Annotated in this window: 21 protein-coding genes; 7 read left to right on the top strand and 14 right to left on the bottom strand. The window is 68.4% G+C overall.

Going from position 1 to position 19,691, the window contains the following annotated elements; translation table 11 throughout:
- The first annotated feature begins 128 nt into the window (after positions 1–128).
- The 6 genes from AC1RJ5_RS19075 to AC1RJ5_RS19100 are packed head-to-tail and all read left to right on the top strand — an operon-like array spanning position 129 to position 4,280.
- On the top strand, positions 129–689 hold the full coding sequence (locus tag AC1RJ5_RS19075) for a GbsR/MarR family transcriptional regulator (protein WP_342251325.1): 561 nt from the start codon (positions 129–131) through the stop codon (positions 687–689).
- Between the two features lie 17 nt (positions 690–706).
- The gene (locus tag AC1RJ5_RS19080; protein ID WP_493115101.1) at positions 707–1,393 is read left to right on the top strand and encodes a DUF4166 domain-containing protein; all 687 of its coding nucleotides are present in this window, start codon (positions 707–709) and stop codon (positions 1,391–1,393) included.
- Positions 1,394–1,397: 4 nt separating this feature from the next.
- Entirely contained in the window at positions 1,398–1,874 is a 477-nt protein-coding gene (locus AC1RJ5_RS19085; protein ID WP_269576405.1) for a hypothetical protein, read from the top strand.
- Entirely contained in the window at positions 1,871–2,263 is a 393-nt protein-coding gene (locus AC1RJ5_RS19090) for a thiol-disulfide oxidoreductase DCC family protein (RefSeq protein ID WP_493115104.1), read from the top strand. The genes AC1RJ5_RS19085 and AC1RJ5_RS19090 overlap by 4 nt, the downstream gene beginning before the upstream one ends.
- Complete coding sequence (locus AC1RJ5_RS19095; protein WP_269576403.1) at positions 2,260–3,864, top strand: saccharopine dehydrogenase family protein; 1,605 nt, start codon at positions 2,260–2,262, stop codon at positions 3,862–3,864. Before AC1RJ5_RS19090 ends, AC1RJ5_RS19095 begins: the two co-directional genes overlap by 4 nt.
- Entirely contained in the window at positions 3,861–4,280 is a 420-nt protein-coding gene (locus AC1RJ5_RS19100; RefSeq protein WP_493115106.1) for a hypothetical protein, read from the top strand. Before AC1RJ5_RS19095 ends, AC1RJ5_RS19100 begins: the two co-directional genes overlap by 4 nt.
- Here the strand turns inward: AC1RJ5_RS19100 and AC1RJ5_RS19105 are convergent.
- The 7 genes from AC1RJ5_RS19105 to AC1RJ5_RS19135 all read right to left on the bottom strand — a co-directional run bounded on the left by AC1RJ5_RS19105 (position 4,277) and on the right by AC1RJ5_RS19135 (position 9,115).
- Positions 4,277–4,762, bottom strand: coding sequence for a hypothetical protein (locus AC1RJ5_RS19105; protein ID WP_184168869.1), 486 nt, complete (start codon positions 4,760–4,762; stop codon positions 4,277–4,279). The genes AC1RJ5_RS19100 and AC1RJ5_RS19105 overlap by 4 nt on opposite strands.
- A gap of 86 nt (positions 4,763–4,848) precedes the next feature.
- Positions 4,849–5,406, bottom strand: a complete 558-nt coding sequence (gene rpsI / locus AC1RJ5_RS19110; protein ID WP_269576401.1) for a 30S ribosomal protein S9 — start codon at positions 5,404–5,406, stop codon at positions 4,849–4,851.
- Positions 5,406–5,885 carry a 50S ribosomal protein L13 gene (gene rplM, locus AC1RJ5_RS19115; RefSeq protein ID WP_184168867.1) on the bottom strand — a complete coding sequence of 160 codons (480 nt, stop codon included), beginning with the start codon at positions 5,883–5,885 and terminating at the stop codon, positions 5,406–5,408. The genes rpsI and rplM overlap by 1 nt, the downstream gene beginning before the upstream one ends.
- Before the next feature lie 145 nt (positions 5,886–6,030).
- Complete coding sequence (locus tag AC1RJ5_RS19120; protein ID WP_493115109.1) at positions 6,031–6,969, bottom strand: hypothetical protein; 939 nt, start codon at positions 6,967–6,969, stop codon at positions 6,031–6,033.
- 45 nt (positions 6,970–7,014) lie between these two features.
- Positions 7,015–7,773, bottom strand: coding sequence for a hypothetical protein (locus AC1RJ5_RS19125; RefSeq protein WP_269576399.1), 759 nt, complete (start codon positions 7,771–7,773; stop codon positions 7,015–7,017).
- Entirely contained in the window at positions 7,773–8,087 is a 315-nt protein-coding gene (gene cutA / locus AC1RJ5_RS19130; RefSeq protein ID WP_342251328.1) for a divalent-cation tolerance protein CutA, read from the bottom strand. The genes AC1RJ5_RS19125 and cutA overlap by 1 nt, the downstream gene beginning before the upstream one ends.
- Positions 8,084–9,115 (bottom strand): COX15/CtaA family protein, encoded by a 1,032-nt coding sequence (locus AC1RJ5_RS19135; protein ID WP_342251330.1) that lies wholly within the window; start codon positions 9,113–9,115, stop codon positions 8,084–8,086. Before AC1RJ5_RS19135 ends, cutA begins: the two co-directional genes overlap by 4 nt.
- 188 nt (positions 9,116–9,303) lie before the next feature.
- On the opposite strand from AC1RJ5_RS19135, the gene AC1RJ5_RS19140 reads away from it, so the two are divergent.
- On the top strand, positions 9,304–10,845 hold the full coding sequence (locus AC1RJ5_RS19140; protein WP_493115111.1) for an N-acyl-D-amino-acid deacylase family protein: 1,542 nt from the start codon (positions 9,304–9,306) through the stop codon (positions 10,843–10,845).
- Positions 10,846–10,944: 99 nt separating this feature from the next.
- On the opposite strand, the gene AC1RJ5_RS19145 is transcribed toward AC1RJ5_RS19140, so the two are convergent.
- The 7 genes from AC1RJ5_RS19145 to AC1RJ5_RS19175 all read right to left on the bottom strand — a co-directional run bounded on the left by AC1RJ5_RS19145 (position 10,945) and on the right by AC1RJ5_RS19175 (position 19,546).
- Positions 10,945–12,132 carry a serine hydrolase domain-containing protein gene (locus AC1RJ5_RS19145; RefSeq protein ID WP_493115113.1) on the bottom strand — a complete coding sequence of 396 codons (1,188 nt, stop codon included), beginning with the start codon at positions 12,130–12,132 and terminating at the stop codon, positions 10,945–10,947.
- Positions 12,129–14,480: a penicillin acylase family protein gene (locus AC1RJ5_RS19150; protein WP_493115115.1), complete on the bottom strand. Its 2,352-nt coding sequence runs from the start codon at positions 14,478–14,480 to the stop codon at positions 12,129–12,131. Before AC1RJ5_RS19150 ends, AC1RJ5_RS19145 begins: the two co-directional genes overlap by 4 nt.
- 108 nt (positions 14,481–14,588) lie before the next feature.
- Positions 14,589–16,514 (bottom strand): 1-deoxy-D-xylulose-5-phosphate synthase, encoded by a 1,926-nt coding sequence (gene dxs / locus AC1RJ5_RS19155; protein WP_184168860.1) that lies wholly within the window; start codon positions 16,512–16,514, stop codon positions 14,589–14,591.
- An 83-nt stretch (positions 16,515–16,597) separates the two neighbouring features.
- The gene (locus AC1RJ5_RS19160) at positions 16,598–17,056 is read right to left on the bottom strand and encodes a Fur family transcriptional regulator (protein WP_184168859.1); all 459 of its coding nucleotides are present in this window, start codon (positions 17,054–17,056) and stop codon (positions 16,598–16,600) included.
- 38 nt (positions 17,057–17,094) lie between these two features.
- The gene (locus tag AC1RJ5_RS19165; RefSeq protein WP_269576394.1) at positions 17,095–17,481 is read right to left on the bottom strand and encodes a MerC domain-containing protein; all 387 of its coding nucleotides are present in this window, start codon (positions 17,479–17,481) and stop codon (positions 17,095–17,097) included.
- Between the two features lie 243 nt (positions 17,482–17,724).
- A complete protein-coding gene (locus tag AC1RJ5_RS19170; RefSeq protein WP_493115118.1) occupies positions 17,725–18,705 on the bottom strand; it encodes an alpha/beta hydrolase in 981 nt (326 codons plus the stop codon).
- 163 nt (positions 18,706–18,868) lie between these two features.
- A complete protein-coding gene (locus tag AC1RJ5_RS19175; protein WP_269576392.1) occupies positions 18,869–19,546 on the bottom strand; it encodes an RBBP9/YdeN family alpha/beta hydrolase in 678 nt (225 codons plus the stop codon).
- Between the last annotated feature and the right edge of the window lie 145 nt (positions 19,547–19,691).

Genomic DNA, 19,691 nt, shown 5'->3' on the forward strand with positions numbered 1-19,691 from the left:
CGCAAACGTCGCAGCCCAGGCCGCTAGTTGCGCTGCCGCAACGGCATGCATGGCGGCGAAGCGAGGCTGGGGCGCGATGGACCGCGAAGGCGATTGACTCCCGTGCAATTCTGTCTCATATTTCTGTTATGACAGAAATTACGGACAACGCTGTTCAGTTGCCGATCGCGGTGCAGCAGTTCGTGCTGCACTGGGGCGAGATGGGCGGGCAATGGGGCGTCAACCGCTCGGTCGCCCAGATCCATGCGCTGCTCTACCTCTCCGACCGGCCGCTCAACGCCGAGGAGATCAGCGACACGCTGCGCATCGCGCGGAGCAACACGTCGAACAGCCTGAAGGAACTGCTGGGCTGGAAGCTGATCCGCCGCGTGCCGGTGATGGGCGACCGGCGCGATCATTACGAGGCCGAGGTTGACCTGATGCAGATGCTCACGCGCATTGCCCAGGGCCGCAAGGAGCGCGAGATCGATCCGGCGGTGGCGGCGCTGCGCGTCTGCACCGAGGAAGCGAGACGCGATGCGGCGATCTCCGACACGGCGCGTAGCCGGATCGTGGCGATGCAGGACTTCGTCGTGACGATCGACGATTGGTACCAGCAGATGATGAGCGTGCCGCCGGGACGGCTGATGACGCTGATCCGGCTGGGCAAGAAGATTCTGGCATTCCTGCCCAAGGGCAAGAGCGAGTAAGCGAAAGGAGCGGTCCCATGGGAGCGGCAATCGGATATGCGCCGGGTTCGCTGGCCCGCTACGCCGATTGGCACCGTGTCGCGGCGCCGCGTTGGGACGATGCCGAGAGCCCGTTCGCGCGGCTGCTCGGCGAGCGCTGGCTGTTCCTGCCGCCGGCGACGCGCCGCCGCTTCCTGCGCAAGATCAAGGCCGGCGCCTGTGTCTCCTATCTGGGCGAAGTCGCCGAATGCCGGATGAGCCGGGTGGGGTGGCTGCTGGCGCAGCTTTCCCGCGCGATCGGCGCACCGCTGCCGCTGGGCACGGACGTCGGCGTATCGGCCAGCGTCAGCGTGACGGCGGATGGCGACGGCCAAGGGCAATACTGGACGCGGCAATATGGCCGTGCACAGGGTTTTCCACAGGTTATCCACAGCGCCAAGCGCTTCGCCGGGCCGACGGGAATCGAGGAATATCTGGGGCTTGGCGTGGGGATAGCGCTGCGGCTGGAGGAGGATGGCGGGGCGCTGTTGTTCGTCAGCGACCATTATTTCCTGAAGCTCGGCAGGCTGCGGGTGAAGCTGCCCAACTGGGCGATGCCGGGCAAGCTGACGGTGGGGCATATCGACATCGGCGATGGCCGCTTCGTGTTCAGCCTCGACCTGGTGCACCCGCTGCTCGGCGAGCTGGTCCACCAGCTCTGCGTGTTCGCGGATCCGGCGGAGTGAGGCGATGAACCAGGACCAGCCCTCCGGACGACGCCTGCTGGCCGCCATCCTGTCCGCGGTTCTTGTCGGGGCGAGCGCGTTTCCCGCCTATTTCATCGTGACCGGCGTGATGGAGGGCGTCGTCGAGCAGGCCTGGTTCATGGCGGTGGCATCTTTCATCGTCGGGGCGATCCTGGCCGCAGGGCATGTGGCGCTGCTGGGCCTGCCCCTCTACGGCCTGCTCAGCCTGCGCTGGCGGTTGCGCTGGTGGAGCGCCGCGATCGGTGGCTTCCTGGTCGGCGGGCTCCCCTATCTCGTGCTGCTCAACAATCCGGGCGAATATTCGCAGATCGGCGGCACCGTGCTGTCCGAGCATGGACGCTATACCGCGGCGGGTTGGCGCCAGCTGTTCGAGGTGTGTGCCTGGCTGGGCCTGATCGGGGCGCTGGCGGGGCTGGCATTCTGGGCGGCCCTGAACTGGCGGCGGGAAGCACCCGAATGAACCCGATCATCCTGTTCGATGGCGTCTGCGTGTTGTGCACGACGAACGCGCGCTTCGTGCTGCGGCATGACCGGCGCGGGCATTTCCGGCTCGCCTCGGTGCAGAGCGAGGCGGGGCAGGCGCTGTGCAAGCGCTTCGGTGTCGATCCCGACGATCCGGATACGATGCTGGTGATCGACGGTGACCGTGCCCGGCGGGACAGCGACGGCGTGCTGGCGATCGCCGAAGCGCTGGGCTGGCCGTGGCGGGCGCTCGGCGTGATGCGGGTGATCCCGCGCGGCTGGCGCGACGCCGCCTATCGCCGGATCGCGCGCAACCGCTACCGGCTGTTTGGCAAGCATGATGCCTGCTGGGTGCCCAGCCCCGAGCAAAGGGCGCGCATCCTGTGAGCCGCATCCTCGTCATCGGCGGCTATGGCGGCTTTGGTGCGCGGCTAAGCCGGCGGTTGCTGGGCGCCGGGCACGCGGTGCTGGTGGCGGGGCGAAGCTTCGAGCGCGCCTCGGCTTTCTGCACCGGGCTGGCGGGCGCGGAGCCGGTGGTGGCGGACCGGACCAACGGCATCGGCATGGTGCTGGCTCGCGAGCGGCCGGACCTTGTGATCGACGCGGCCGGGCCTTTCCAGGGTAGCGGCACCACGGTGCCCGAGGCCTGCATCGCGATGCGCATCCCCTATCTCGACCTGGCCGATGCGCGCGATTTCGTCACCGGGGTCGGCGCGCTCGACAAGGGTGCAGCGGTTGCGGTGCCGATCATCAGCGGAGCCTCGAGCCTGCCGGCGCTGTCGGGCGCGGTGGTGCGGAAGCTGGCGGAGGGGCTGGACCAGGTGGAGCGGGTCGATATCGCGCTGAGCGCATCGAACCGGGCGGTGGCAGGTCCGGCGGTCGCGGCGGCGATCCTGTCCTATGTCGGCAGGCCGGTGCGGCTGTGGCGCGGGCGCCGCTGGATCGGGGCGACCGGCTGGCAGGCGCTCCGGCGCGTGCGGTTCATGGTGGACGGGATGGCGCCGCTCCATCGCTGGGTTGCGCTTGCCGAGGTGCCCGATCTGTCGCTGATGCCCGATGCGCTGCCCGGCCGCCCGGCGGTGACCTTCCACGCCGGTACCGAGTTCGGTCTCCACATGCTCGGACTATGGCTGATGAGCTGGCCGGTGCGTTGGGGCTGGATCGGCTCGCTCGGTGGGACGGCGCGCTGGATGCATAAGCTCCAGACGCTCACCGGGCGTGGTGGCAGCGACCGTTCGGCCATGACCGTGACGCTGACCGGATCGGGCATCGCGCGGCGCTGGACGCTGATTGCCGAGCGGGGCGACGGGCCCGAGATTCCGACGCTGGCGGCGGAGCTGCTTGCAGAGGATATCCTCTCCGGAAAGGTGCCGCCGGGCGCGCGCGACGCGAGCGGGCTGTTGACGCTCGATCGGTTCGAGCCGCTGTTCGCCAGGCTCGCGATCCGGACCGAAGTGGTCGAGCGTGCGGTCGATCCGCTCTATGTCCGGGCGATGGGCTCGCGCTTCGGCAAGCTGCCGGAGGCGGTGCGTGGGATGCACGACTTTATCGGCGATGCCGGGGCGTCGGGGAAAGGCGAGGTGCGTCGGGGCAGGGGGCTGGCCTGGCTGGTGGGGCGCGTGATGGGCTTTCCGCCCGAGGGCAGCTGGTCACTCCGCGTCGCTTTCTCGGCGGAACATGGCAAGGAACGCTGGACGCGCGACTTTGGCGGCCATGCCTTCTCCAGCGAACTCAGCCAGGCGGGGCAGGGTGTCGCCGAGCGGTTCGGGCCGCTGCGCTTCGCCTTCGACCTGCCTTCGGATGGGCAGGGGCTGAAGATGGTGCTGCGCGGCTGGACCGCCTTCGGCGTGCCGATGCCGCGCCGGCTGGGGCCGCGCATCGATGCGCGCGAATGGCAGGAGGATGGACGCTTCCGTTTCGAGGTACGGGTGCGCCTGCCGATCATCGGCGACGTGGTGCACTATACCGGCTGGCTGGAGCGGGCATGAGAGAACCGGCGCCTTTCGGCAAGGTGATGGGCGCGTTCCTGGTCGCCTCGATCGCGGCATCCCTTCTTGCCGGCGCAATCCTCTGGTTGCTGTTCGCACGCGAAGCGCCGTTGGCGGCATTCACGGACACGCCGGCCATCCTGTTCTATGCGCTGGTGCTGGGCTTCCCATTCGCCTTCGGCCATGCGCTGGTGCTGGGATTGCCGGCTTATCTGTGGCTCGAGCGCCGCTATCGGCTGCATTGGTGGAACGCGATGGCCTCGGGTGCCGTGGTCGGCGTCGTGCCGATGCTCATCTGGATCGGGCCCGCATCGGCATGGGAAGGCATCGCGCTCCTACTGATAGTCGGAGCGAGCGGTGCGGGCGGCGGGCTGGTGTTCCGGCTGGCGCTCTATGACCTGATGCGCAAACCCTAGCGCAGCCATTTCGCCATTTGTGGATAGACCGGAAGGCCGAGTTTCTCGGCCTGGTGCGGCTCGGCGGCCATGCCGTAAAATTGGAGCATGGGCGGGCCGGGGCCCTTGCCGCTGTCGAAGGCGATCGCAAGCGCCTCGCCACCACCGAGATAGCCGTCGGCATGGAACAGCGCGCGCGTGTCGATCCCGATCGCGCGGGCAGCGGCATAGGACCAGGCGATCGCCGCCATTTCCTCGCCCGGATCGTCACGGACTTCGCACAGCGTCGGGCGGTCCGCGGGATCGGTGCAGGCGATATGCCCCGCTTCATGGAGCAGGTCGCCGGGATAGAAGGGGCGCTCGGGGTCTAGCAGCAGTCCGCCGTCGCGCACTTCGATGCCGGGCAGGAAGCTGTCGCCGGCGATCGTCCCCTGGGACACGGGAATGCCGATCTCGCCCAGAAAGGCGAGGATACGGATCGTGTCGGGGTGATCGAGCGCCATGGCGCAAGGCTAGCCGCGCATTCCCCAAACGAAAAGAGGCGGCCCGTTGCCGGACCGCCCCAATTCGTTGGCAGTTGCCGAGGCGCTTAGCGCTTCGAGAACTGGAAGCTACGACGGGCCTTCGCCTTGCCGTACTTCTTACGCTCGACCGTACGGCTGTCGCGGGTCAGGAAACCAGCGCGCTTCACCGGTGTGCGCAGGATCGGCTCGTACTTGGTGAGCGCCTGGCTGATGCCGTGCTTCACCGCGCCGGCCTGGCCCGAAAGACCGCCGCCCTTGACGGTGGCGATCACGTCATACTGACCTTCGCGCTCGGTGATGCCGAACACCTGGTTGATGACGAGACGCAGCGTCGGACGCGCGAAATAGACTTCCTGGTCACGACCGTTGATCGTGATCTTGCCGGTGCCGGGCTTCAGCCACACGCGGGCGACGGCGTCCTTACGACGGCCGGTCGCATAGGCACGGCCGAACTTGTCGAGCTCCTGCGCACGCAGCGGGGCGGTGTTGACCGGCTCGTCGAGCTGGCCGGCGAGATACGCATCGGCGCGGGTATCGGAATCAGCCTGCGCCTGGGCGGCCACGGCCTGCTCACCGGCGGCGATGGCGCCGAGATCGGAAAGGGACTGGCGGTTGTCAGACATTATGCGCCCACCTTGTTCTTGCGGCTCATGCCGGCGATGTCGAGGACCTCGGGGTTCTGCGCTTCGTGCGGATGCGCAGCGCCGGCATAGATGCGCAGGTTGCGCATCTGCTGGCGACCCAGCGGGCCGCGCGGGATCATGCGCTCAACGGCCTTCTCGAGGACGCGCTCCGGGAAGCGGCCTTCGAGGACCTTGCCGGCGGTGATGCCCTTGATGCCGCCCGCATAGCCGGTGTGCTTGTAGTACACCTTCTGGCCCAGCTTCTTGCCGGTGAACTTGATCTTGTCCGCGTTGATGACGATGACATTGTCACCGCAATCGACGTGCGGGGTGAAGCTCGTCTTGTGCTTGCCACGAAGCACATTGGCGATCACGACGGCAGCGCGGCCGACGATGAGGCCGTCGGCATCGACGATATGCCACTTCTTCTCCACCTCGGCCGGCTTCGCCGACTTGGTGGTCTTCATCAGCGCCTTCATGGGCTGGGACCTTTCGAGTATGAAACGCGAGCGCGCCACCCTTTCGGGCAGCGCGGCTGAAGGCCCTCTGACGATTCGCTCGGGAAAAGTCAAGAAAAGTGGGGCTTTGCTGACGGGTATCTGAATACCGTGGGTCGTTTTCCCCTCAGCGCAGCCAGGTAAGTGCGAGCGATTCCACAGGAACGGTCTTGCCGTCGATGGTGGCGATGCGCCTGTTTTCGTAGCGCAGCGGCATGCCGCTGGGCAGGTCGATCAGCGTGGTGCCGGTTTCGCTGAGCAGCATCTCGGGCAGCATCTGCTCGAGCTCCTGCGTACGCGCGGCCTTCTCCGCCGGGGTGAAGCGATCGGCGAGCTGGGTGAGCAGCCGCTTGAAAGAATCGGGATCATAGTCGGAGCGGGAGGTGAGCGTGGCGGTGCGGCCGGGCTCGGCGGCGCTCAGGGTGACGGTGACGTCCATCGCGACTCTGCCGCCGAGCAGTGGCACCGGCTGCTCGATCGGTGTGCTGATCTCCTCGCCGACATGCATCGACAGCCCGCCACCGCCGAACAGCGGCTCGACGTTGCGCAACAGGGCCGAGGGCGCGGTCTCGGCGGTGAGGCCGGTGAACATCGCGCGGACCTGCGGCATCACCTTGTCGCGATCCGCGGCGGGGATCAGCTGCCCGGCGGCATCGACGGCGGCCAGGATCCGGGCTTGCGCCGCCGGCCAGTCGCGGACGCGCAGCACGGTGCCTTCCGCGTCGAGATCGAAGGCGATCGGCTCGCCGGTGAACGGGGCGATCATCGGGGCGATCCCGGGCGCGCGCATCTCGGGCGGTAACGAAGCGGCCTCCATCCGCCAATGCGCGATGAAGCCGTCGCCGGCCCTGGTGAAGCGCAGTTCCTCCACCCAGCTGGCCGACATTGCCGGGCGACTGGTCCGGGCGGCGCGGTCGCGGGCGACGCGGTAGCGCATCGGCGCGTCGGTCGGCGGGTTGAAGACGATATCGATCGTTGCGGGTTCGGCCTTGGTCGATGCCTGGGCCGCTGCGGGCGGTGCGGCCGCGAGGCAGGCGAGCAGAGCGGCGGCAAGAATCGAGCGCATGGATTTCCCCTTTGCCCGGCGTTCGGCCATGCGCGGCACGGCGAGTCAATCGGCGAGCGGTTCGACCGTTAGCCGGGTGCGGCTGATCCTTTCCAGGCCGCCGGTGCGGATGCGCAGCGTCTTGCTGTTGCGGGTGATCAGGCCGGTATGGGGATCGACTTCGGTGATGCGTTCGAGGGTCACGTTCTCGCCGCTGGCGACGGTGGTGCTGCGGAGCAGGCCGCCGGGCGAAGCTGTTACGCTGCGCATGCCCTCGAGTGGCCTGGCGCTGCCATAGGCCGAGCTGCCGGGCAGCCGGACCGGGGTGGTGCCCGGCACCAGCGGCTCGTCGGGGACCACCGCCAGCACCAGCGAGCCGAGCATCGCGCGCCGGCGGCTGTCGGGCAGGGCCCGGATCGGAGCAGCGACGCGCTCGGCGAATTTGGGGCGCTCGGCAGGGGCGAGCGCGCGACGCGCGGCGGCGACTTCGGCGACGCGGCGGCAGAAGCGCTCCCACAATGCGGGGAGGTCGTCGATCGCGGTGACCGTGCCGGCCTTGTCGAGGTGGAATATCAGAGGCGTACCGGCGAGCGCGGCATAGCCTGCCTCGAACAGCGCGCCGCTGCTGTCGCTGGTCTCGCCTTCCGCTTCGGCGAGCACGACTTCCGCGCGATAGCCGCCGTCCTCGCGTGCGAAGCGGATGCGGCGCTCCATGCGGTAGAGGCGGGTATCGTCATGGCGCTCGGTCACGACCAGCAGGGCCCGGTCGAGCGGCGGGGAGAAGCTGGCCGCGCTTGCCTGGAGGACAATCGCGGCGAGCAGCATCAGCGCGTCTCGCCTTCCACCCAGGCGGCGACATCGCCGCCGACGGTGGCGGTCCAGCTCTCGATCACCGGCAGGTCATAGGGATGGAGCGCGGCGATGCGCTCGCGCAGCCGGGTGGAGAGCATCGGGCGGGTCTTGAACAACACCGGCACTTCCTCGGCGCGTTCCAGCTCCCCGTGCCAGAGATAGAGCGAGGTGCAGGGCGCGAGGATATTGGCGCAGGCGGCAAGCTTCTCGGCCAGCACCGTCTCGGCCACGCGCTCGGCATCCGCCCGGGTGGCGAAGGTCACGTAGAAGAGCGCCAGCTCGCTCAAGCGCCGGCCCGGCTGCCCGCGACATGCGCGCCCCAGACGGTGGCGATGACGACCAGCGCGCCGGTGAGCTGGTGGAGCGCGGCGAGCCAGATCGGCATGCCGGCCATCACCGTGGCGATGCCGAGCAGGATCTGGGTGCCGAACGCGCTGTGGATGGCGATCGAGGCGCGGCGATCGGCGGCGCGGACCTTGCGGGAGAGGATCACCAGCGCGGCGACCGTGATCCAGGCCCACCAGCGGTGGATGAAGTGCACCACCGCCGGATCGGAGAAGAGGATATGGCCCAGGCTCTGCCCCGCCTGGCTGACGCCGGGGAAGAAATGGTCGTTCATCAGCGGCCACTGGTCGGTGACCAGCCCGGCGCGCAGCCCCGCGACCAGCGCGCCGTAGAAGAGCTGGACGGCGAGCACCGCCAGTACCGCGACCGCCAGGCCGGTGAGGCGGGCGGGGCGCGCCATCGGGTTGCGCCTGAGCGCGAGCAGGTCGAGCGCGGTCCAGATGATGCCGCCGAGCGTGAACAGCGCGGTCATCAGGTGCGCGGAGAGCCAGAAATGGTCGACCGCGGTGCTGGTCTTGTTCAGGCCCGACTTGACCATCCACCAGCCGAGCGCGCCCTGCAGCCCGCCCAGCGCGAGCAGTGCGATCAGCCGCCAGCCATAGCCCTTGGGGATCGCCCGGCGGATGGCGAACCAGAGCAACGGCAGCGCGAAGGCCATGCCGATCACCCGGCCGAGCAGCCGGTGGAGATATTCCCAGAAGAAGATGTTCTTGAACTCGGCGAGGGTCATGCCCTGGTTGAGTTGGGTGTACTGGCCGATCTCGCGGTAGCGGGCGAACTCCGCCTGCCACGCCGCTTCGGTGAGCGGCGGGATGGTGCCGGTGAAAGGCTTCCACTCGGTGATCGAGAGTCCCGATTCCGTCAGGCGGGTGATCCCGCCGATCACCACCATCAGCACGATCAGCGCCGCGACGGCGAAGAGCCAGGTGGCAAGCGCGCGGAGGCGGACGGAGGCGGGCAGCGAAGTCATCTTGAGCACGGGCGGTGGTGTAATTCCGATCAGGGGGGATGGCCAGTCCTGCGCGGTCGCCGCGCGCACGGCTTTGACCGGCGGCAAACCGACACCCCATGCGTTGAGGCCATGACTTTATGCAGCCTTGGTGATTCGCGTGCGCCGCGCTTGTGCGCATAGTCCGGCAAAAGCGATCGGGGAGCGGCATGAAGCAACGTTTGACACGGCGACAGGCATTGGGCGGAGCGGTGGCGGCGGGCGGGCTTTCCGCATGGCCGATGGTCGCGACGCTTGCGGCGCAACCCGACACGCTGTTCCGCGAAGTGCTGCTCGTCGACGGCACCGGCACGCCGCCGCGGCTCGCCAATGTGCTGGTCAGCGGCGATCGGATCGCGCGGATCGATCCGCCCTCGGCCGGGGGCGATGCCCGGCGTGTCATCGCGGGCGAGGGAAGGGTGCTGGCGCCCGGCTTCATCGACATGCACAGCCATGGCGACCCGTTGAAGGACAGCTATGAAGCCTTCCTGGCAATGGGTGTTACCACGATCACGCTCGGCCAGGACGGCAGCGGCCCGCGGCTGGGCAAGGACCTCGATCCGCGCAGCTGGATGGCGGCGGTGGACCGGGCACCGATCGACCTTAACGTCGTGCTGCTCGCCAGCCACGGCACGCTGCGCCGCGCGGCCGGGGTGCCGGATTCGGTGCGCGTGCCCGACGCCGAGGGGCTGGCGCGGATGGCGGCGCAGCTCGACAGCGAGATGCGTGCCGGTGCGTTCGGCCTGTCCTATGGCCTCGAATATGTGCCGGGCATCTATTCAGAGACCGCCGAGCTGACCAATCTCGGCAAGGTGGTGAGCCGCTATGGCGGCGTGGTGATGAGCCATATGCGCTCGGAGAATGACGAGGACATCAAGGCGTCGATCGACGAGCTGATCGCCTCGTCGCTGCCGGCGCGGCCGCATATCTCGCACCTGAAGGTGGTGTTCGGGAAGGGCGAGGCGCGGGCGCGTGAGCTGCTCGCCTTCCTGGCGGACAAGCGCCGCCAGGGGATCGAGCTGACCGCCGATCAATACCCCTATGAGGCGGGCTATACCGGCATCGCCATCCTCTTCCCCAAATGGGCGTTGCCGCCGACGGCCTATGCCAAGGTGGTGGCCGAACGCCGGCAGGAGCTGCGCGACTATCTGGTGCAGCGGATGACGCGGCGCGGCGGTCCCGAGGCGCTGCTGATCGGCACCGCTCCCTATGCCGGCAAGACGCTGGCCCAGGCGGCGCAGGAGGCGGGGCTCCATTATGCCGATTTCCTGATCAAGATCGGCCCGCAGAGCGGTTCCGGCGCGCATTTCACCCAGGACAAGGCATTGCAGGACGTGCTGCTGCTCGATCCCTATGTCGCCTTCTCGACCGATGGCGGCCCCGGCATGCGCCATCCGCGCGCGACCGGCACCTATGCCAAGCTGGTCGAGGAATATGTGGTCCGGGACAGGAAGCTCGGCATCGCGGAGATGGTGCGCAAGGGCAGCGGCCTGCCGGCGCATATCCTGCGGCTCGGCGATCGCGGCGTGATCCGGCCGGGCATGCAGGCGGACCTGATCCTGTTCGATCCCGCGAAGGTGAAGGCGCGGTCGAGCTATGTCGATCCGTTTGCGAAGGCCGAGGGCTTCGACCTGGTGATGGTCGGCGGGCAGGCGGCCTATGAAGGTGGCGCGCGAGTGGCGAAGCGGGGCAGGCTGCTTCGGGCGCGTTAACGTTTGGCGCTCACTGCTCCCCGGCGAAAGCCGGGGCCCAGGGTTTCTCTGCCGTCTCGCTCTATTACCCCGGGGCCCCGGCTTTCGCCGGGGAACAGCCTATTTCTTCGCGGCAACCGCCTTGCAAAGCCCATCCGTCGCCAGCGCGACCCGAGACTCCGGCATGTCGCGGTTGCCCGGCGCATTCTCCACCCCGCGCGTCTCGGTGTTGAAGGTGAGCAGCGTGCCGAGATGCTGGTCCGGGCACAGGCTCAGATAGGCGCGGAAGCCGTTCTGGTCGCCATTATGGCCGACGATGCGGATGCCGTCGGTCTTGTCGACGAAGAAGGACAGGCCGCTCCAGGTCGTGCTCGCCATCCGGCCCTGGGTGAAATCCTCGCCCGCGCTGATCCGGGGCTCCCACATCTCGTCGAGCGAAGCGCGCTTGAGGACCAGGTCATAGTCGGGCCGCTTTGGGTCGCCGAGCAGGAAGGCGACATATTTCGCCATGTCCGGCAGCGGCGCGTTGAGGCCGCCGTTCGAAACGGTCACCCCGGTATCGGCATCGAACGGAGCCGCCACGCGCTTGCCGTTCTCGATGTGATAGCTGTGTGAGCGGTGCGGCAGCAGGAAGGGCGGGGTGCGGTCGAAATAGCTGGCGTGCATGCCGAGCGGGCGCAGGATGTTCTTGTCGATATAGACTTCAAAATCCTCGCCCGAGAGCCGCTCGATCACCTGGCCGAGATAGACGATGCCGGGGTTGGAATAGCTGAACCGGCTGCCCGGCTTGAACAGCACTTCCGTATAGGGGATCATTGCCTTGAGCTGTTCCCAGGCGGGCGGCTCGAAGGGCTGCCAGGGCTTGTTGCGCCACGGCCATGTGCCGTTCCGGAAGCCCGCGCTATGGCTCATCAGCTGGCCGATGGTGATCTCGGACGCATCGCCGAACGGGTCATGGACCCGGGCGAGTTCGGGCACATAGCGGATGATCGGGTCGTCGAGCTTGAGCAGGCCGCGGTCGCGCAACTGCAGGATCGCGATCCCGGTCATCGTCTTGGTGATCGATGCCCAGTGATAGATGGTCTGCGCGTCGACCGGCACATGCGCATCGGCATCCTGCTCGCCGAGATGGTCCGCCACCACCGTGCGGCCGTCGCGGATCACATAGAAGCTGCTGCCGGCGATCCCTGCCTTGGTCACCTCTGCGCGGTGGAGCGCGCGGAACGCGGTAACCGCCTTGTCGAAGCCGCGGTCCTGCGCCGCTGCCGGCGTGGCGAGGATAAGCAGGAGGAGGGCCGCGCGCCTCATGCGGGGTTCAGCGTGGTGCGGGTGGCGGCACGGGCGTCGACCGCGGCGCGGCTGAATGGCATGGGCTGCATCCGTCCGTTCGCCCAATTACCATATTGGTCGCGGTAATGCGGCGAGCGCGGGTCGATCGACTGGCCGGGCAGGCTGAGCATCAGCGAATTGTCCCAGGCGCCGACATCGATCACCTGCAGATAGCTCGCGCCGCCGCCGACCTGCCAGCCCGGGCCGGAGCCGAGCCAGCGCGCCATCACCGTATAGCCGTCGCCGCCCGATCCTTCGCCTTCGATCGCCGGGAAGGCCCTGGCGATGGCGGGGATCGCCGAGAGCGGGTGGCGCAGGCGGACCTGGTGGAGCGCGCCGTAGCGCCAGGCCGCCGGATCGGCGCCGAGTTTGTCGCGGATTGCCGCCCAGCCGGCGACAAGCGCGGCGTCGAGCAGCGCGTCGCGGGCGGCGACCGGGTCGGGGCCGAGCCGGCTGTCCGGTTTCGCCAGCGCATCGAGCAGGATCGAGGGCGCGATGCTGGAGACCAGCCCCTTTGCCCGGGCCGGCACGATCGCGGCGAGCATGCGCTTGCCGGCCTCGCGCCACACCGCTTCGAACAATGCGGCGGCACCGCTGTCGCGGTCGATCCGCGCATCCCAGCCGCGCAGCATGTCGATCGCCGGCCTGGCCGCGGGTGAGGGGACTTGCGGGAGCAGGGCCACAAACTGGCGCGCCGGAGTGGAGAGCGTGTCGTGCTGGAGCGCTACGCTGTCGGCCAGCGTGTGCTTGGGCTGCGAGGTCAGCACCTCGGCGATGCGATCATAGCGATAGGGATCGCGGAACGAGAAGGCGGGGATGCGGTCGCGCGGCCAGTCGGCGGGCAGGTTGTTCTGGTTGGCCGAGGCGAACCAGCCCTTGGCGGGGTTGTACTCGCTCGGCAGCGACTCATATTTGCGCACGCCGGTCCAGTCGTAGCGGCCGTCGCCCGGCACCGGGAGCAGCCCGTCGCCCTTCTTGCGCACCGGCACGAAGCCGATCACCTGCCAGCCGGTATTTCCCTCGACATCGGCATAGTGGAAATTGGTCGGCGAGGGGTGGAGCTCGAACGCCTTGCGCAGGCTCTTCCAATCCTTTGCCAGGTTGATCGCGATCATCGCGAAGGCGCCGTCGCCGCCCGGCTGCATCGCGATGGTGGCGAGCGCTGTGGCGCGGCGCTTGGCCGGATCGTAGGAGATCACCGGCCCCTGCACCGAATAGCGCAGCGTCACCATGGACGGCGCGCCGTCCTTCACCGCGATCGCTTCCTCGACCTTGTCGAACCGCTTCCAGCCGCCGTCATGGCGGTAGCGCTCGGGATCGGCGGGATCGAGCTCGAGGATGAACAAGTCGCCCTGGTCGATATGGAAGTTGGTGCGGCCGAAGGCGAAGCGATCGGTATGGCCCTGCATGATCCCGGGCAGGCCGGGCGCGCCGCCGCCGATCAGGTCGAGCCCCGGCGCGGTCAGGTGCGCATTGTGACGCGGGCTGAATCCGCCGATGCCGAGATGCGGGTCATTCGCCAGGATCGGCCGGCCGGTGGCGGTGCGCGACGGCGAGACGGTCCAGGCATTGCTGCCGGCATTGGCGCGCTCGGCCGAGGCGGCGGCGGGGTCCTGGCCGGTGAGGTTGGCCCAGGGCAGGCCGTCGATATTGAGCACGCCGAGATCGGCCGGGCTGATCGCGGCGGCGTCGAGGCCCTCGGGCACGGCCATCTTCCAGGCCGGGCGCAGCGGGGCGACGATCGCGTCGAGGTCGAGCATCCCGATCGCCGCGAGCCGGGCGCGGCGGATCTCGTCATCGACATTGCCGCCGGCGGCTTCGCGGGCGCGGACCATGTCGCGCAGGTCCCAGCGGATGGGCATGATCTGCAGGATGCGATATTCGAGCGGGAGCAGCGCCGGGTTGGCGATCACTTCCTCGATGCGCGCATTGATCCCGGCGACATAGGCCCTGGCGCAGGCGAGCACATCGGCCGGCACGCGGCGCAGCTCGGCGTCGATGTCGCCGCGATAGTGGAACAGCCGGGCATTGGCGTCGTGCCTGGCGAAGCTCGGCCCGAACGCCTCGGCGAGCCGGCCGAGCTCGCGGCGATGCGCCAGGTCGATCTGGAACAGCCGGTCGCGCGCCACGACATAGCCCTGGCCGAAGAACGCATCGGGGATGGTGGCGGCGCGGATATGCGGCGTGCCCCACAGGTCATCGACGATCTCGATCGGCGCGCCGGCCCCGCGGACGCGCGTTTGCTGCCGGGTGACGGCGGCCGCGGCGGCACTGCCGGAGAGAAAAGCCGCGCCGGAGCTCAGCAGGAAGGCACGGCGGTTCAGCATTGGACAATCCCCGGGGTTACGCTTTGCCGGGGATGCTGGTCCGCGCGGGCGGCGCTGTCCATCGGAACAGGCGTTCGACGGACATAACCAGGGGTTATCGGAAGAACCTCAGGCCCGCGCCCCGTCGGTCACCGCCGCCTCGTTCCAGCGCAGCGCCTTGAGCACCGTGTCGACGATATTGTCGGCGTTGAGGCCCGCCTCGGCATATTGCAGCTCGGGCTTGTCCTGGTCCTGGAACACGTCCGGCAGGCGCAGCGTGCGCAGCTTGAGGCCGGCATCGATCAGCCCCTGGTCGCTCGCCATGGTCAGCACATGCGCGCCGAGCCCGCCGACAGCGCCTTCCTCGATCGTCACCGCCACCTCATGCGTGGTGAGCAGGCGGCGGATCAGCTCCTCGTCGAGCGGCTTGGCGAAGCGCAGGTCGGCGACGGTGGTCGAAAGACCCTTGGCCTCCAGCACATCGGCGGCCTTGAGCGCCTCGGCCAGGCGGGTGCCGAGCGAGAGGATCGCCACGGTCTTGCCCTCGCGGACGATGCGGCCCTTGCCGATCTCGAGCCGCTGCGCGACTTCCGGAAGCGCCACGCCCGTGCCGTTGCCGCGCGGATAGCGCAGCGCGATCGGCCCGCTGTCGTGCAGCACCGCGGTATGCGTCATATGGACCAGCTCGGCCTCGTCGGCCGCGGCCATCACCACCATGTTGGGCAGGGTGGCGAGATAGGTGATGTCGAAGCTCCCCGCATGCGTCGCGCCGTCCGCGCCGACCAGCCCGGCGCGGTCGATCGCGAAGCGCACCGGCAGGTTCTGGATCGCCACGTCATGCACGACCTGGTCGTACGCGCGCTGCAGGAAGGTCGAGTAGATCGCGCAGAACGGCCGCATCCCCTGCGCGGCCAGGCCGGCGGCGAAGGTCACCGCATGCTGCTCGGCGATGCCGACGTCGAAGGTGCGGTCGGGGAACGCCCTGGCGAAGCGGTCGACGCCGGTGCCCGAGGGCATGGCGGCGGTGATCGCGACGATCCGCGGATCGCTCTCGGCATCCTTGATCAGCTGGTCGGCGAAGACGTTCTGATAGGCCGGCGGGCCCGGCGGCGCCTTGGCCTGGGTGCCGGTGATCACGTCGAACTTCTGGACGCCGTGATATTTGTCCGCCGCCGCCTCGGCCGGGGCATAGCCCTTGCCCTTCTTGGTGACGACATGGATGAGGATCGGCCCCTCCGCGCTGTCGCGGACATTCTCCAGCACCGGGATCAGGTGCTCGAGATTATGGCCGTCGATCGGGCCGACATAATAGAAGCCCAGCTCCTCGAACAGCGTGCCGCCGGTGACGAGCCCGCGCGCGAACTCCTCGGTCTTGCCCGCCGCGGTGGTAAGCCGGCGCGAGAATTTGCGGATCGCCCGCTTCGCGAGGCTGCGCAGCCCCATATATTCGGACGACGACACCATCCGCGCCAGATAGGCGGAGAGGCCGCCCACCGGCGGCGCGATCGACATGTCGTTGTCGTTGAGGATCACCACCAGGCGATTCCCCGCCGCCTCGGCATTGTTCATCGCCTCATAGGCCATGCCGGCGCTCATCGCACCGTCGCCGATCACCGCGATGCCCTTGCCGGGCTTGTCCGAGAGCTTGTTGGCGACCGCGAAGCCGAGCGCGGCGCTGATCGAGGTCGACGAGTGCGCGGCGCCGAACGGGTCGTACTCGCTCTCGCTGCGCTTGGTGAAGCCCGACAGGCCGCCGCCCTGGCGCAGCGTGCGGATGCGGTCGCGGCGGCCGGTGAGGATCTTGTGCGGATAGCATTGGTGCCCGACGTCCCAGATCAGCCGGTCGTCGGGGGTGTTGAAGACGTAATGGATGGCGACGGTCAGCTCGACCACGCCCAGGCCCGAGCCGAGGTGCCCGCCGGTGCTGCCCACGGCGGAGATCGTCTCCGCGCGCAGCTCGTCGGCGAGCTGGCGGAGCTGGTGCGGCTGGAGCTTGCGCAGGGCATCGGGCGTGTCGACGGTATCGAGCAGCGGGGTGCTGGGTAGATCGGCCATCCGACTGCCCTTACTCCTCCGTTTTCGCGAAGTCGAACGTTGCGGTCATGGATTTTTGGTGCAGGTGTCCGCGCGGGGCGCGATCAGTCGCAATCCGCGCATTTGCCGCGCACTTCGATCACCGGGCGCTCGGGCGAGAAGCCCGCGCCCTTGGCGGCGGCGCGCACCGTCTTGGTGATCGAGTCGTCGTCGATATGCGTGGTCTGCCCGCAATTGTCGCAGACCAGGAAGATGCAGTCGTGCAGGCAGTCGGGATGCGTGTTCGCCATATAGGCGTTGGCGCTCTCGACCCGGCGGGCGAGGTTCGATCCGACGAACAGGTCGAGGATCCGGTAGACGCTGTTGGCCGCGACTCGGCGGCCCTCGGCCTTGGAGACCGCCTCGGCGATGTCATAGGCCGAAGCCGGCTTGTCGAAGCCCGCCAGCGCCTCGAACACGCGCTCGCGCATCGCCGTCCACTGCTCGCCGGACTTCTCCAGCGTGGTCTGTGCGGCCTTGGTCAGGTCGTTGCCGTGATGCTCATGATGATCGTGCGCGTGCATGGCGCCAATGTAGGCGTCCGGGGGGCTTGCGGCAAGATTCAGTAGGTGGCGCGCCGGTTCAGGTCATGGCCCAGCGCGACGAGGCTGACGCCGACGAGCGTCCAGAAAATCTCGAATTCGCCATGCGGCAGGGAGAGCGCACCGGCCATGATGCCGAGCCCGAAGGCGCCGACGATCGCGGGGGCCATATAACCGTGCGACATCACGCCGCGGACCAGCGCGAAGGCGCCGAGGCCGATCGCAAGCGTGAGGCCGACTTCGTGAATCGCCGGGTTGAGCAGGCCGCCGGCCGAGGAAATGATGGTGAGCAGGATGGTCGTGGTGACGCAGTGGACCAGGCAAAGGCCACTGACCCCGATCGCGATGCGATCAAGGCGCCCATCAAGATTGCCCCATACACGGGCTAGCGGAAGACTCACCGGCATGGGCGGGATATAGGGCAAGCGAGTTAAAGATACAACATAACATGCGGCGAAAATGAATGGGCCGTCATTCGCGTTCTTACCCCCTCCCTGCAAGGGAGGGGTCGGGGGTGGGTTGCGCCTCCGGTCTTCCGGAGGCGCCCAGCGAGACGGTATCGGAAAACAGAAAAGGCCGGGCATCGAGCCCGACCTTATTCTAACCCACCCCTAACCCCTCCCTTGCAGGGAGGGGAATGTTGAGCCCTGCTACCCCAGCAGCCCATGTCCCCTGGCCCATGCCAGGAACAGCTCGGGCCACAGATGCGCCGGCTTGCCCTCTGTCCGCTTGCCCCAGCCGAAGCCATGGCCGCCCTGTTCGAACAGATGCGTCTCCACCGGCACCTTGGCCGCCACCAGCGCCGAGCGCAGTGCCAGCGCGTTCTGCACCGGCACCGTCGCGTCATCCTCGGCATGGCAGAGGAAGCAGGGCGGGGTGTTCGGGCCGACCTGGCGCTCGGGCGAATGCTCGGCGGCCAGTTCGGGCTTGGGATCCTTGCCGATCAGCTGGGTGCGCGAGCCCATATGCGCGAAGCCCGGGTCCATCGAGACGACCGGGTAGGTCGGCGCGGCCAGGATCGGCCGGGCGTCGAGCGTGTCGGCGGCATCGACCGGTGCATAGACCTTCCGGTCGAAGCGGGTGGCGAGATCGGCGCAGAGATGGCCGCCGGCCGAGAAGCCCATCGCGCCGACGCGCTTCGGGTCGATCTTCCACTTCGGTGCCTGGTGGCGGATCAGCCGCATCGCGCGTTGGGCATCGGCCAGCGCGACGTTGCTCGGGTCCTGCCACGGGTCGCCGGGCAGCCGGTAGAACAGCACGAAGGCGGTGATCCCGCGCGCGGCCAGCCAGGGTCCCAGCTCATAGCCCTCCTTGTCGACCACCACCCGCGCATAGCCGCCGCCCGGGATGACCAGCATCGCGGCGCCGTTCGGCTCCTTCGCGCGGAACACGTCGAGCCGCGGCGTGCGGATGTGATCCATCGCGCGATCGGGGAAAGCGGGGTCGGGATTGCGGACGACGACATGGTCCTGGAGGGCCTTGTCGAGCAGCCCGGGCGCTTCGCCGGGCCAGAGCGGGAAGCTGGCATCTGGAGTGGCCGGGCCGGCAGGCGGCGCTACGCTGGCCCTGGTGGCAAGCGGCAGCAACGGGCCGGCAATTCCGGCGGCGGCGAGCAGGTCTCGGCGATCCATGGCGCCGGTCTAACCGCAAGCAGGACGTAAGGGAAAGGGGCGCGGGTAGGCCGGGTGACGCTCTAGGGTACGTCACCCGGCCACGCCCGCATTTCCTATGTAGAGGATTTGCGGGCAGTTACCAGAGGCGGCTGGCCGAAAGCACCGGCCGGCCGCCGATTCTTCACGCATGGCTCCCCAGATAATGGGCCTGGGCAGCCTCGGTTGCGTTGATCGCCAGGATCGAGCGGGCATCGGCGGCGGAGCGGACGCGGCCGCTGCGGTCCGATGCGGCGTCGAGCACCCGGTCGAGCAGCTCCTGTCCCTCATGCCACCAGCCGATTCCGCTGGCGGCGTTGAGATGGCCCTGGGGGCCGGCATCGACGAAGAAGCTGCCCCAGCTCTTGGCGAGATCGCGGGCGCGCTCGATCGAGATCCAGGGATCGTCCTGGCTCGCGACGGTGATCGAGGGGAAGGGCAGCGGCCTGGCCGGGGCGGGGGAGAAGCCCGCCAGCTCGGACTTCACGTCCGGCCGGTCGACATCCGCCGGGGCCACCAGCAGCGCGCCGGCGACGGGCCAGCCGAACGGCTGGGGCGAAAGCTCGGCCCACCAGGCGACGGCAAGGCAGCCCAGGCTGTGGGCGGCGAGCACCACCGGCGCCTGCGCGCCGCGGATCGCCTGGTCGAGCCTGGTCACCCAGGCATTGCGATGGGGCGTATTCCACATGCCGAGTTCGACTCGGCTGGTATCGGGGCGCGACTGCTCCCAGAGCGTCTGCCAATGTGAGGGCCCCGAGCCACCGAGCCCGGGGACGGTGAGGACGATCGGCGAATGATCGTCAAACGGAGCAAAGATACTCATCAATTGCACTCCAAGGGAGGGCAGGCCGGAGCTCCAATTTATTCCTACTAGATAGATAGGCAATAGGCTCTGCGCCGGATTGAAGTCCGATTGCGCCGAGCTGTTGGGGAGGTCCCAAGACATTGAATCTCGGTTCCCGGGCTTT

The organism is Sphingomonas sp. GW822-FHT03G08, from assembly GCF_058801135.1.

Bases quoted from the DNA above. Each gene is read 5' to 3' on its own strand.
- AC1RJ5_RS19075 (WP_342251325.1), top strand. From the start codon at position 129: ATGACAGAAATTACGGACAACGCTGTTCAGTTGCCGATCGCGGTGCAG.
- AC1RJ5_RS19080 (WP_493115101.1), top strand. From the start codon at position 707: ATGGGAGCGGCAATCGGATATGCGCCGGGTTCGCTGGCCCGCTACGCC.
- AC1RJ5_RS19085 (WP_269576405.1), top strand. From the start codon at position 1,398: ATGAACCAGGACCAGCCCTCCGGACGACGCCTGCTGGCCGCCATCCTG.
- AC1RJ5_RS19090 (WP_493115104.1), top strand. From the start codon at position 1,871: ATGAACCCGATCATCCTGTTCGATGGCGTCTGCGTGTTGTGCACGACG.
- AC1RJ5_RS19100 (WP_493115106.1), top strand. From the start codon at position 3,861: ATGAGAGAACCGGCGCCTTTCGGCAAGGTGATGGGCGCGTTCCTGGTC.
- AC1RJ5_RS19105 (WP_184168869.1), bottom strand. From the start codon at position 4,762: ATGGCGCTCGATCACCCCGACACGATCCGTATCCTCGCCTTTCTGGGC.
- rpsI (WP_269576401.1), bottom strand. From the start codon at position 5,406: ATGTCTGACAACCGCCAGTCCCTTTCCGATCTCGGCGCCATCGCCGCC.
- rplM (WP_184168867.1), bottom strand. From the start codon at position 5,885: ATGAAGGCGCTGATGAAGACCACCAAGTCGGCGAAGCCGGCCGAGGTG.
- AC1RJ5_RS19120 (WP_493115109.1), bottom strand. From the start codon at position 6,969: ATGCGCTCGATTCTTGCCGCCGCTCTGCTCGCCTGCCTCGCGGCCGCA.
- AC1RJ5_RS19125 (WP_269576399.1), bottom strand. From the start codon at position 7,773: ATGCTGCTCGCCGCGATTGTCCTCCAGGCAAGCGCGGCCAGCTTCTCC.
- AC1RJ5_RS19135 (WP_342251330.1), bottom strand. From the start codon at position 9,115: ATGACTTCGCTGCCCGCCTCCGTCCGCCTCCGCGCGCTTGCCACCTGG.
- AC1RJ5_RS19140 (WP_493115111.1), top strand. From the start codon at position 9,304: ATGAAGCAACGTTTGACACGGCGACAGGCATTGGGCGGAGCGGTGGCG.
- AC1RJ5_RS19145 (WP_493115113.1), bottom strand. From the start codon at position 12,132: ATGAGGCGCGCGGCCCTCCTCCTGCTTATCCTCGCCACGCCGGCAGCG.
- AC1RJ5_RS19150 (WP_493115115.1), bottom strand. From the start codon at position 14,480: ATGCTGAACCGCCGTGCCTTCCTGCTGAGCTCCGGCGCGGCTTTTCTC.
- dxs (WP_184168860.1), bottom strand. From the start codon at position 16,514: ATGGCCGATCTACCCAGCACCCCGCTGCTCGATACCGTCGACACGCCC.
- AC1RJ5_RS19160 (WP_184168859.1), bottom strand. From the start codon at position 17,056: ATGCACGCGCACGATCATCATGAGCATCACGGCAACGACCTGACCAAG.
- AC1RJ5_RS19165 (WP_269576394.1), bottom strand. From the start codon at position 17,481: ATGCCGGTGAGTCTTCCGCTAGCCCGTGTATGGGGCAATCTTGATGGG.
- AC1RJ5_RS19170 (WP_493115118.1), bottom strand. From the start codon at position 18,705: ATGGATCGCCGAGACCTGCTCGCCGCCGCCGGAATTGCCGGCCCGTTG.
- AC1RJ5_RS19175 (WP_269576392.1), bottom strand. From the start codon at position 19,546: ATGAGTATCTTTGCTCCGTTTGACGATCATTCGCCGATCGTCCTCACC.